Below are 11,732 nucleotides of genomic sequence, written 5' to 3' on the forward strand. Positions count from 1 at the left end.
GGGCAGCTTTTTGTGGTGTATCTTTTTTTCTTGCCATAAAATAAACCTCCAAACTGATAAGTTTATCTTACATCAGTTTGAAGGTTTACACAAACTTTGGGATACTCCCCTACGCTGGCAGTATCGCCAACCATATCTGCTTTTTTGTTAATATAAGAGCCATAAACGATACCACAGCACATACCTACACCAATGGAGTAGAATACCTGTACTGCCGCTGCCTGGAATACACTTACATTAATTTTAGAGAAATCGGGAGTGATATACCACATCAAACCTTCACGGGAGCCGGGCAGTGTATTTGCGTAAATTGCCAGACCAATCAACATCACAATCAGCAGGGGCATTGCAAAAGTACAAACCTTTTCTACACCAGTTTTCACACCGGTATTCATCAAAATCCAGCCAAGAACAACTACGATTACTGTGTAACCTACACAACTCCAGCTACCACTGAAGTCAGTAAATTCCTGTGCAATAGCTGCGCCATCCATGCCACTCAGACTGCCTGTTGCTACTTTTACAATGTAGCCTAAATTCCAGCCAATGATCGTAATCAGATAGAAGCAAATGATAGTAACGGTAAACAATGCAATCCAGCCGATAGCATTCCAGCCGCTGCCCTTTTTGCCCGTCAGCCTACGCATGCCAGCAATACCAGAGAGCTGAGAAGAACGGCCAATCTGCACTTCAATCAGAAACAAAGGAACACCTACACACAAAGCAATGATCAAATAACAAATCAAAAATGCACCGCCGCCGTTGGCGCCTACCATATAAGGGAATTTCCAGAGGTTACCAATACCAATACAGAAGCCGGCCATACTCAGGATATAACCAATTCGGGTACCAAAGCCTCTGCTTTCATTACTGTTGTTACTCATATATTTTCCTCCTCTCATTCGGACACCTTTCAATGTCTCTAGGGGGTTTGTTTTCATTATTTCAAAATTTCAGCATTTTTTCAATTATTCCACCAATTTTTTTCATTTGTATATATGGCTATAGCCGGGGATTCCCGGCTATAGCGGAATATTTATGTCTTATCTGATTTTCGTACCGCGTTGAGTCAGATAATATTACAGACCTTTTGTAGATGTCCACAGAGGAAGTTTTTTGCCCAGACCCATTTTCAAAGCACGTTCAAAAATGATCTTAGCACACATCATGTCTTCGGAAGCCATACCTACGTTATTGAATACAACCAGTTCATCAGGGCTTTCTCTCTTAGGAACAACGCCTGCAGCCAGTTCACCAGTTTCACCAGTGATCACAGGCAGCCCCTGAGGGTAGTAGCCATAGCCTTCCAGCAGTTCATGCTGTTCTCTACTGTCAACATAGTATTTATCTGCTGCTTTGTAAACCGCATCTTCATATACTGTATGGCAGTCCAGACATACCAGTGTCTGACCTTTGCTTACCCATTCAGCCTTAACGGGAGGATTAGGGCTATGTACGATGGGCAGTGCAGAAACGATTACATTACTGGAGCGAACCAGTTGTTCCAGGCTTTCTGCTTTCACGATTTTTGCTTTTACCAGGGGCTGTGCTTCTGCAATCAGCGCATCCATAGCAGCATCAAACATATCGAATACATAAATTGTTTCCAGATCTTTCAGAATATTTTCAACCATTTTTACATTTGCTCTACCCTGAATACCGCAACCAATCATACCGAATGTTTTTGCATCCAGATTTGCACCATGTTTGATGGAAACCAGAGCTGTTGCAGGTGTACGAACCTTTGTGATCCAGCTTGCATCCATCATGGACAGCAGATGACCTGTTAATGCATCGTTATACAGAATCTGGCAGTTTGTAGGAATACAGTCAGGGAACTGTGCTTTGTTTGTAGGGAAGTTGGAACCCCATTTGATACCACATGCATACTGTTCAGGCAAGTTTGCGGGCATCGCATGCATCAGAGAATCAGGCATGGGATGAATGCCGATTTTTGCAGGCATTTCCAGCTGTTTCAAGGAGTAACCGATCATGCCCTGTTCTGTAGCGTCAATGATTTCCATATCTGTTGTACCTGTATCCATACAGTCCTGTTCACTCAGGTACAGGAATTCCTGACCAATGTTCAGATATTTTTTGAATTCTTCTCTTAAAGCAAGCGCCTTATCCATCTGTTCTTTTGTGTAAACCATAAACACCTCTCCTTTATTTTTAACTAAAATACCTTTTTGAATTTTGCCGTTTTTCTTTCGGCTTGTTTGTATTCTAGCAAATCCAAATTTCGAAAACAAATCCCAGCAGAGTCTTGACAGGAAACTTTTTTCGATTTAAAATACTATCAGTAGATTTTTTTACAAGAAATCGCTTTTTAAGAAACAAATTACATTGAAACTAATTCAATTCACAAAAAATGTCTTTTGCGGAAACTTTATAAGTTGAGGTGATATTATGTCCGATCTGTCAATCCATACAGGAAAACGTATCAAGCTTTATCGTAAAAACAAACAGTTATCACAGGATCAGCTGGCAGAAATGATCTGCAAAAGTAAATCAGCCATTTCTAAATACGAAAGAGGCGCCATACCTATTGATATCGATACCTTGCAGGACATTGCCAATGCTCTAGACATTACTATCCACCAGTTGATCGATATAGACACAAAGAAATCCCATACCTTGCCAGGATTACAGGGATTTTTCAGCAATACTTCTCGTCTATATACCTATTATCTGAACAAAAATAGTTCCCGTATCGTACGAGGCGTTCTAGAAATCAATCAAACAGATGACTGTGAATATTCTACAGTCTTTTACACAGACGTAGTAGATTACGACAATCTTCACCACTGCGCACATCTTTATTTCGGTGACATCCATTATTCAGATAGCTACGTAAATATGTTGCTGAAAAATCAGTCTAATGAAGCAGAACGTATTTTTTTCAACATAGCCAATTCTTTCAATAATAATGCTACCCTTACCATTGGTATGCTTTCTGGAATCTCCAGCAAATACATGGTTCCTATTTCTCTAAAAGTCCTGATTTCTAAATATCCACTGCCAGAAGATGCTGAATTGAAAGAATCCCTTCGGTTTTCCAAAGAGGATTTCACCAGCATGAAACGTACCTTCTGTTTTTCTATTGAAAGACTCATGTAATTTTCAAATAATAAAAAGATAAAGGCATATCCAAAACGGATATGCCTTTATCTTTTTGAAAAGTTTTTCTTTTCTGTAAAATCTTATATGACAATTACAAATGATATCCTATTCTAAAATTAAACAATCACATTTCATCAGAAATACATACGGATAATACAATATGTAGTGATTAACAACAAAATAGGAAGAGGAATAGTGTAATACCATTTCATCCAGGGACGCAGTCTCAAACCACCCGTTGCACCTTCATTCGCTTCATCCATGAAATTCTTATATCCATAGCTTATTACTACAAACAACAGCATAAACAGTGCACCCAAAGTCAGACCAAAGCCGGAAGCCAGACAGTCCAGAGTATCAAACAGACCGAAGTTCCCCAGAAATGTCATGCCTGCCAAAGCACCTTCTGTTGCCATGTTGCGTGTTACCAGAACACTTACGCCAGCTGTAAAAAGTACTACCAAAGTAGAAGCTTTTCTACGGCTCCATCCGAAACGCTGACCAAAGTTTGCAACACCGGCTTCCATTACCGCAACAATGGAGGTCAGACACGCAAGGAATACCGCAATCAGATACAGTGTACCAAAGATTCTTCCTGGAATATTACCCATTGCATTGAACATCTGAGGCAGGGAAATAAAAATCAAGCCAGGGCCCGCACTAGGTTCAATACCGAATGCGAACAGAGCAGGAGTTACTACCATACCAGACATAAATGCTACGAATGTATCACAGGTTACCGCCAGAACAGAGTCCTGCATCAGGTTATCTGTTTTTGCCATATAGGATCCATATACGAAAGCACAAGCCATACCTACACCAACAGAGAAGAATACCTGAACAACTGCCGCCTGGAATGCATTACCGATATCAACGCCTTCTAATGTAGGAGTCAGGTACCATTTCAGACCTGCATTTGCGCCGGGCAGCATATTAGAATAAATTGCCAAGCCAATCAGCAGAACGATCAGAGTAGGAAGTGCAACGGAACAAAGCTTTTCAACACCAGTTTTGAAACCAGTATTCAGCATAAACCATGCAACAACTGCACACAGAATAGATCCTGCTACGCATCCCCAGCTACCACTGAAAGAACTGAATTCACCCGCAACTGCGGCTGTATCAGTACCCAGACCATACAGGCTGCCAGAAGCTGTTTTAAAAATATAGCCCACGTTCCAGCCCATGATGGTCCAGAAATAACAGCCGATCAGCATTACTGTAATCAGGCCAAGCCAGCCTGCAGATGCTGTCCAGAATTTATTCCCTTTCGACAGTTTTGCCATACCAGGGCCGCCAGCTAAACCAGCACTTCGACCCAGCTGCTGTTCCAGAATAAACAGTGGCAGACCAACCAGAACGGCACAAACCAAATAAATCAATAAGAAAATACCGCCGCCGTTAGCACCTACCATGTAGGGAAATTTCCACATGTTACTGATACCGATACAGAAACCGGCCAGCGTCATAATATGTGCAAATTTAGAGCTAAAGCCTTCTTGTTTAACCTGTTGTGACATATTTAGCCCTCCTCTTCTCCGGATTCTTTATATAACTATAGCCGGGAGGGATCCCGGCTATAGCGGAATACTATGTCTCAACTGATTCCCGCGTTATAAATCAGCTGATTTTTCTGCAATTACAGCAGACCTTTTGTGGATGTCCACAGAGGAAGTTTTACGCCCAGACCCATTTTCAGAGCACGTTCGAAAATAATCTTAGCACACATCATATCTTCAGATGCCATACCTACGTTGTTAACAACGATCAGTTCGTCATCGCTTTCTCTCTTAGGTACTGTACCTGCTGCCAGTTCACCTGTTTCACCTGTGATCTTAGGCAGACCATGAGGGTAGTAACCATAGCCAATCAGCAGTTCATGCTGTTCGATACTGTCAACATAGTATTTATCTGCAGATTTGTATACAGCATCTTCATATACTGTATGGCAGTCCAGACAAACGATTGTCTGACCTTTATGTACCCATTCAGCCTTTACGGGAGGATTAGGGCTATGAACGATGGGCAGAGCAGAAACGATTACGTCGCAGGAACGAACCAGCTGTTCCAAACTTTCCGCTTTCACAATTCTTGCTTTTACCTGAGGCTGGTCTTCAGCGATCAGAGCATCCATTGCGGATTCATACATATCGTAAACATAAATTGTTTCCAGTTCTTTCAGGATGTTTTCTACCATTCTTACATTGGATTTACCCTGAATACCACAGCCGATCATACCAAATGTTTTTGCTTTCAGATTCGCTGCATGTTTGATACCTACCAGTGCTGTAGCAGGTGTACGAACTTTTGTGATCCAGCTTGCATCCATCAGTGCCATCATGTGGCCTGTCAGCGCATCATTGTAAATGATCTGGCAGTTTGTAGGGATAACATCGGGATACATTGTTTTATTCGTAGGGAAGTTGGAGCCCCATTTGATACCACATGCATACTGATCAGGCAGGTTTGCAGGCATTGCGTGCATCAGACAGTCAGGCATAGGATGAATACCAATTTTAGCGGGCATTTCCAGAATCTTCTTGGAATAATCGATCATGCCCTGTTCTGTTGCTTCGATGATTTCCATATCTGTTGTACCTGTATCGATACAGTCCTGTTCACTCAGATAAATGAATTCATGACCAATGTTCAGATATTTTTTGTATTCGTTTCTGATCGCATCGTTTTTTTCCATCTGTTCCTTTGTATATACCATACTACACCTCTCCTTTACATTAAAAATCGTTTTGTAGTTTTGAGCTCTTAAATGGTAACCGTTACCGATTTCTTTTTGCTTGGTTGTATTCTACCATTGTATAGATTCAAAAACAAATTTCAAAAATCCCTTGACAAGAGACTTTTTTAAAAATAAAATAGCGTCAGTGGAATTTTTCTATTTTTCCTCAATATTTCTAAACCTTCAGAAAATATCATTTAAAAACTACAAAAAAACCACTTTCAGGAAACTTTTATTTTAATTATAAAAAAGAGGTGAAATCATGCCTGCATTATCAGATCACATCGGAAAACGCATTAAGTTATACAGAAAAAACAAACACATGACACAATCAGAATTTGCACGTTTGATTAACAAAAGCAAATCTGCTGTATCGAAATACGAATGTGGCGAAATTTCCATTGACATTGAAACCCTCTATGAAATCGCAGATGTACTGGAAATCAGCATCCATCAATTACTAGATTTTGACACAAAAAAAGATTATCAGATCCCTGGTGTGCAAGGCTTTTTCTCAGCCCCTACTCATTTTTATGTCTATTATCTGAATAGAGGGCAGACAAACCTCTGCCGAGGGGTGTTGGAAATCAACCGTACCGATGAGGATATATATTCCACCGTTTTTTTTGCAGATGTAAAAGATTATAAAAACCTGTACTCCTGCGACCACCTTTACTTTGGTGATATTCATTACTCTGACAGCTATGTGAATATGATTATGGAAAACCAGTCCAATCGTACTGAGCGTCTTTTTATCAATATCGCCAACCCTTTCAATAACAATGCTACACTGACTGTTGGTATGGTGTGCGGGATCTCCGATAAATATCTGGTCCCCGTTGCACTGAAAGGTATTTTCTCAAAAAGCCGGCTGCCAGAAGATGCTGCCCTGAACGAAGCCCTTCGCATTTCTAAAGATGACTTCAGCAGTATGAAAAAAATCTGTTGTTTCACTATCGATCGACTTGTAGAACTATAATAAAAAGGGTATATCCTTCAGGATATACCCTTTTTAACTTTCTGAACCAATCAATGCTCTTTACAAGACCATTCTGTAACCTGCACCTGAAATACCATTGTCATATCCACAAATTCGGGTCTGAATGTCCAATCTTGTTTATCAGAATAATGCGCCATGATTTTTTTCAGTGCTTCAATTTTATCTGCACTTTCAGCAAATATCTTTACCTTGCCTTTGCCCATAATGCTCTGATACAAATAGGAAAAGTCGCAGGCAGTTTCCCCTTCTACCAAAGTATGTTTTGTATCCATTTCAAAAGCAAGTGTTTCTGTTTTCTTCAGAAGTTCTGCTTTCCGTCCCTGTGCTGCCCCATGGAAATACAATGTAATTTGCCCATTTACTTCTTCATAACCAAAATTCAAAGGCACAATATATGCTTCCCCCTGATCCACAAGCCCAATTCTGCAACAATCACAGGATTCCAGTATCTGCATCATTTTCTTAAAGTCTGTTACTTCTCTGTCTTTTCTTCTCATATCATGCCTCTCCTTTCATATGCTTTTCTCTATAAAAATAATCGTTTTGAAATCAGAATACCACTATTTCTACTTCATTGCCATGCTCTCTGATCAAGCGATAAAGGTTTTCAAAAGAAATCCAAATCGTTGCAGTATTATCATTGGGATGCACTCCTACTTGTGTTTCTCCTAATAAAACCGAATCAAAAATCACCGTTACATTCCGCACATCATCATTTAAAACCCCCAGAGGAGAGACACATCCCTGCTGCACGTCAAGATATTTTTCTAACCTCTCTGCAGAAGCAAAACTCAGCTTCGTGCTGCCAATCTTTTCATGTAATGTTTTTAACTCGATCTTTCTTTCCTCCGGCACACAAACCAGGTAATGCTTTTTCCCTTTTACATCCCGAAGGAACAGATTTTTGCAGACAGTCCCCTTTTTTGTGATCCCCAAACGATCCATTTCTTCCATGGTATACACTGCCTCATGTCCCATGCTTTCATAGGGAATCTGTGCATCATTTAATAATTCATATATTTCCTTTTTTCCAATCATTCTAATACCCCCTCTCAGAAAACAACATGGCAGAAAGCATATCCAAATGGATATGCTTCTGCCTTGTGAGTAGTTTGCTTTTAGAAAGCAGTGCCTGTCATTTATTTAATTATGTAAAGGAGTCAGAGTTAAAAACTTGCCTAGAAATACATGCCAATGATGCAGATCGCTGTTGCCACCAGAAAAATGGGTAAAGGAATCATATAGTACCATTTCATCCAGGGACGCAGACGCAGTTTATCACCAGCACCCCAGTTTGCTTCTTCCATAAAACGAGGAAATCCGTATTTAAACAGTACAAACAGCAGCATAAACAATGCACCAAAGGTCAGGCCAAAACCAGAAGCCAGACAGTCCAGAGTATCGAACAGGCCGAAATCGCCCAGGAATGTCATACCGCTCAGTGCGCCTTCAGGAGCCATATTGCGAGTAACCAGAACGCTGATACCAAAAGTTACAAATGTAACCAAAGTAGTTGTTTTTCTGCGAGACCAACCATAACGCTGACCAAGGTTTGCAACACCTGCTTCCAGAACCGCTACAATGGAGGTCAGACAGGCAAGGAATACAGCGATCAGGTACAGTGTACCGAAAATTCTACCAGGGATATTACCCATTGCATTGAAAATCTGAGGCAGGGAGATGAAAATCAGTCCAGGGCCTGCACTGGGTTCAATACCGAATGCGAACAAGGCGGGAGTTACAACCATACCGGACATGAATGCTACGAATGTATCACAGCAAACAGCGATACAAGAGTCCTGCATCAGGTTATCTTTTTTAGACATATAAGAGCCATATACAAATGCACAGGCCATACCAACACCAACGGAGAAGAATACCTGAACAACGGCTGCCTGGAATGCAGCGGGGATATCAACGCCTTCAAAGTTAGGTGTCAGATACCATTTCAGACCAGCATTTGCACCGGGCAGCATATTGGAGTAAATTGCCAGACCAACCAACAGTACCATCAGTGTAGGAAGCGCATATGTACAGAGTTTTTCTACGCCCTGTTTAAATCCTGTATTCAGCATGAACCATGCCAGGATTGCACAAAGCAGCGCTGCAAATACACAACCCCAGCTGCCGCTAAAGGAACTGAATTCTGCGGCTACAGCAGCGTTATCTGTACCTAGCCCATACAGAGCACCGGAAGCAGTTTTGAAAATGTAGCCAACATTCCAACCCAGAATAGTCCAGAAATAACATGCAATCAGCATTACAGTAATCAGACCCAACCAGCCTGCGCCGAAGGTCCAGAATTTACTTTTGTTAGACAGTTTTGCCATACCGGGAACACCGGCAAGGGTAGCACTTCGACCTAACTGCTGTTCCAGAATGAACAGAGGCAAACCAACCAGAACAGCACAAACCAGATAGATCAATAAGAAAATACCGCCGCCGTTGGCACCAACCATGTAGGGGAATTTCCACATGTTACTGATACCGATACAAAAACCGGCCAACGTCATAATATGCGCAAATTTAGAGCTAAAGCCCTCTTGTTTAACCTGTTGTGACATATTTAGCCCTCCTTTTCTCAATTAGGGGTTAATATCTATGTTTGAAAAAAGGGGAGCAATTTGCTCCCCTATTAAATTCGTATTACTGTTTTATATCACAGTGGCATCTTAGTACCAATGCCTCTTTCCAGAGCTGTATCAAAAATCTTACGAGCAACTACGATATCTTCAACAGCCATACCTACGTTGTTTACGAAAATAAATTCGTCATCGTTTTCACGGCCGGGAACAACACCTGCCAGAGCTGCACCGGTTTCACCTGTGATGGGAGGCAGACCCCAAGGATACATACCGTATGTTACGAACAGTTCATGTTCTTCGATACTGTCGCAGTAGTATTTATCTGCAGCTTTGATGGAAACATCTTCATAATGTGTATGACAGTCGCTGGCAATGATTGTCTGACCTTTCTTAGGCAGCCATTCATCTTTGATCTGAGGATTGGGAACAGAAGGAATATACGCTGCAGAGAAGATTACTTCAGAGTTTCTAGCCAGTTCTTCCCAACCACATTTAATGAATTCTGCTTTTGTATATTTCTGGCATTCTTCGATCAGAGCATCCTGTGCTGCTTCAAATCTGTCATAAATGTAGATTTTTTCAATCTGAGGATATGCTCTTGCAACCATGGATACCTGCTGTTTGCCCTGTACGCCACAGCCGATCATACCCATTGTTTTGAAATCCTGTCTTGCAAATACTTTACAGCTCAGCAGTGCAACCGCAGCTGTTCTTACTCTTGTGATATAGTCTGCATCCATGAAGGAAATTGCAGCACCAGACTGATAGTCATTCAGAATCAGTGTACATGTTGTCTGTGTGTAACCGAATCTGGGCATATTATCGGGGAAGCAGCAGCCCCATTTGATACCTGCGGAAGACAGTGTCTTCATATTTGCGGGCATTGCATGCATCAGTGTATCTTTCAAAGGATGGATACCGATTTTTGCAGGCATTTCTGCATTGTCTGTACTGTAAGCAACCATACCTTCTTTTGTCATTTCTGTAATTTCATCGTCTGTCAGGTTCAGATCCAGAACATCCTGACGTGTCAGATAAAGCAGTTCTTTGTTGATTTCAAGTTTGCTGTTGATCCATTCTCTATATTCCATACCCTGTAACATATGTATCCCTCCTGTTTGAAAAGTCGAAATGTTATTGATATTTAAACGTTCTTGAAACAAGCCGGCATTCATTTCATTTACTTGATTCCATTATACGCAGACACATATCCACCGTCAAAACACACCAATGGTAATTTAATGAACCTCTATTTTTATTTTGTTTCATTTAACGGCGTTATTTTAAGGATACTCTTTTATATATTAAATCATTGATATCCTGTTTTATAAAAATTTACAAATTAACGCCGTGAAATGAAACTTTTTGAGCGATATCTCTTGACAAACAGCAATATAACAGACAAAAATAAATAAAAGAAAATGGTAAGGAGGTATACTATGAGCGAAATCACAAAACACATTGGTAGCCGCGTCCGTTTTTATAGAAAAAATCTGGGATTAAGCCTTGATGAACTGGCAGATGCTATTCATAAAAGTAAATCTACTCTATCCAAATATGAAGCTGGAAATGTTGTATTAGATGTGGATACATTATTTGATATTGCAAGAATCTTAAACGTCCCTGTAGAAAAACTACTGGATTATAAAAAACCCTCCGCCATAGAAAAGGCGCCATTTACAGCCAGAGGCTTTTTTAACCGTGCCGGGAATTATTATATGTACCATCTGGATGCATCCATGAACCACATTATCCGCTCAGTCATTGAGGTCAAGACTCCTCAGGAAGGCGAAGAAGAAATTACAGCCGTTTTCTATAATAATGTCACCGATTATGATAATCTTTTTAACTGTCATTACTATTATTCCGGCGAAATGGCTATTTCCGATCTCTATACCAACTTTTCTTTTCATAACCAGATCAATCCTGCTGAAAAAGTATTTATTTCCGCAGTAAATTCGTTGAAAAATGAAAATTATACTATGGGGCTTGTGGCAGGTATTTCCAGCGTATATCTGGTCCCCACATCATTCAAAGCTATTTTTTCACACATACAGTTGGAAGATGATGAATTGATCCTTCACGCTCTGCAATTTACAAAAGAAGATATCTCCGCTATCAAAAGAAATCACTCCTTGCTTTTGACCAACGTTTTTTCTCACTTCGGGAAATTAAAATGATCACGGCTACAACAGCAAAATTTAATTTCAGATACAAAACAGGCATATCTTTCTCAGATATGCCTGTTTTCAAAAAATCAGTTTCCTCTTATCTCCTGTAATGGAAT

11 protein-coding genes are annotated in these 11,732 nt (G+C 40.5%); 3 read left to right on the top strand and 8 right to left on the bottom strand.

The genetic code is table 11. From position 1 onward, the window contains the following. Positions 1–62 precede the first annotated feature (62 nt). On the bottom strand, positions 63–884 hold the full coding sequence (locus H9X84_RS11590) for a sodium-dependent transporter (RefSeq protein WP_205134109.1): 822 nt from the start codon (positions 882–884) through the stop codon (positions 63–65). Between the two features lie 195 nt (positions 885–1,079). Next, positions 1,080–2,153, bottom strand: a complete 1,074-nt coding sequence (locus H9X84_RS11595) for an ornithine cyclodeaminase family protein (protein ID WP_205134108.1) — start codon at positions 2,151–2,153, stop codon at positions 1,080–1,082. A gap of 256 nt (positions 2,154–2,409) precedes the next feature. Here H9X84_RS11595 and H9X84_RS11600 point away from each other — a divergent pair, with 256 nt between their 5' ends. Beyond that, complete coding sequence (locus H9X84_RS11600; protein ID WP_205134107.1) at positions 2,410–3,120, top strand: helix-turn-helix domain-containing protein; 711 nt, start codon at positions 2,410–2,412, stop codon at positions 3,118–3,120. A gap of 137 nt (positions 3,121–3,257) precedes the next feature. Here the strand turns inward: H9X84_RS11600 and H9X84_RS11605 are convergent, their stop codons facing one another. Together H9X84_RS11605 and H9X84_RS11610 are read right to left on the bottom strand one after the other, a co-directional pair. Further along, a complete protein-coding gene (locus H9X84_RS11605) occupies positions 3,258–4,643 on the bottom strand; it encodes a sodium-dependent transporter (protein WP_205134106.1) in 1,386 nt (461 codons plus the stop codon). Between the two features lie 119 nt (positions 4,644–4,762). Beyond that, entirely contained in the window at positions 4,763–5,839 is a 1,077-nt protein-coding gene (locus H9X84_RS11610; protein ID WP_205134105.1) for an ornithine cyclodeaminase family protein, read from the bottom strand. 283 nt (positions 5,840–6,122) lie between these two features. Here H9X84_RS11610 and H9X84_RS11615 point away from each other — a divergent pair, with 283 nt between their 5' ends. Next, positions 6,123–6,839, top strand: a complete 717-nt coding sequence (locus H9X84_RS11615) for a helix-turn-helix domain-containing protein (protein WP_205134104.1) — start codon at positions 6,123–6,125, stop codon at positions 6,837–6,839. A gap of 50 nt (positions 6,840–6,889) precedes the next feature. Here H9X84_RS11615 and H9X84_RS11620 read toward each other — a convergent pair whose 3' ends face one another. From H9X84_RS11620 to H9X84_RS11635, 4 genes are all read right to left on the bottom strand, one after another. Continuing rightward, positions 6,890–7,357 (bottom strand): pyridoxamine 5'-phosphate oxidase family protein, encoded by a 468-nt coding sequence (locus H9X84_RS11620; RefSeq protein WP_205134103.1) that lies wholly within the window; start codon positions 7,355–7,357, stop codon positions 6,890–6,892. Between the two features lie 52 nt (positions 7,358–7,409). Next, positions 7,410–7,898, bottom strand: a complete 489-nt coding sequence (locus H9X84_RS11625) for a prolyl-tRNA synthetase associated domain-containing protein (RefSeq protein WP_205134102.1) — start codon at positions 7,896–7,898, stop codon at positions 7,410–7,412. 140 nt (positions 7,899–8,038) lie between these two features. Next, positions 8,039–9,424 carry a sodium-dependent transporter gene (locus H9X84_RS11630; RefSeq protein ID WP_205134101.1) on the bottom strand — a complete coding sequence of 462 codons (1,386 nt, stop codon included), beginning with the start codon at positions 9,422–9,424 and terminating at the stop codon, positions 8,039–8,041. 95 nt (positions 9,425–9,519) lie between these two features. Further along, positions 9,520–10,548 (bottom strand): ornithine cyclodeaminase family protein, encoded by a 1,029-nt coding sequence (locus H9X84_RS11635; RefSeq protein ID WP_205134100.1) that lies wholly within the window; start codon positions 10,546–10,548, stop codon positions 9,520–9,522. Positions 10,549–10,884: 336 nt separating this feature from the next. Here H9X84_RS11635 and H9X84_RS11640 point away from each other — a divergent pair, with 336 nt between their 5' ends. Further along, on the top strand, positions 10,885–11,625 hold the full coding sequence (locus H9X84_RS11640; RefSeq protein WP_205134099.1) for a helix-turn-helix domain-containing protein: 741 nt from the start codon (positions 10,885–10,887) through the stop codon (positions 11,623–11,625). Positions 11,626–11,732 lie beyond the last annotated feature (107 nt).

Source organism: Anaerotignum lactatifermentans, assembly GCF_016902535.1.
Lineage (GTDB): Bacteria > Bacillota > Clostridia > Lachnospirales > Anaerotignaceae > Anaerotignum > Anaerotignum lactatifermentans_A.

Excerpts from the sequence above, each read along its gene's own strand:
- H9X84_RS11620 (WP_205134103.1), bottom strand. The coding sequence starts at position 7,357 with ATGAGAAGAAAAGACAGAGAAGTAACAGACTTTAAGAAAATGATGCAG.
- H9X84_RS11590 (WP_205134109.1), bottom strand. The coding sequence starts at position 884 with ATGAGTAACAACAGTAATGAAAGCAGAGGCTTTGGTACCCGAATTGGT.
- H9X84_RS11640 (WP_205134099.1), top strand. The coding sequence starts at position 10,885 with ATGAGCGAAATCACAAAACACATTGGTAGCCGCGTCCGTTTTTATAGA.
- H9X84_RS11595 (WP_205134108.1), bottom strand. The coding sequence starts at position 2,153 with ATGGTTTACACAAAAGAACAGATGGATAAGGCGCTTGCTTTAAGAGAA.
- H9X84_RS11625 (WP_205134102.1), bottom strand. The coding sequence starts at position 7,898 with ATGATTGGAAAAAAGGAAATATATGAATTATTAAATGATGCACAGATT.
- H9X84_RS11630 (WP_205134101.1), bottom strand. The coding sequence starts at position 9,424 with ATGTCACAACAGGTTAAACAAGAGGGCTTTAGCTCTAAATTTGCGCAT.
- H9X84_RS11615 (WP_205134104.1), top strand. The coding sequence starts at position 6,123 with ATGCCTGCATTATCAGATCACATCGGAAAACGCATTAAGTTATACAGA.
- H9X84_RS11610 (WP_205134105.1), bottom strand. The coding sequence starts at position 5,839 with ATGGTATATACAAAGGAACAGATGGAAAAAAACGATGCGATCAGAAAC.
- H9X84_RS11635 (WP_205134100.1), bottom strand. The coding sequence starts at position 10,548 with ATGTTACAGGGTATGGAATATAGAGAATGGATCAACAGCAAACTTGAA.
- H9X84_RS11600 (WP_205134107.1), top strand. The coding sequence starts at position 2,410 with ATGTCCGATCTGTCAATCCATACAGGAAAACGTATCAAGCTTTATCGT.
- H9X84_RS11605 (WP_205134106.1), bottom strand. The coding sequence starts at position 4,643 with ATGTCACAACAGGTTAAACAAGAAGGCTTTAGCTCTAAATTTGCACAT.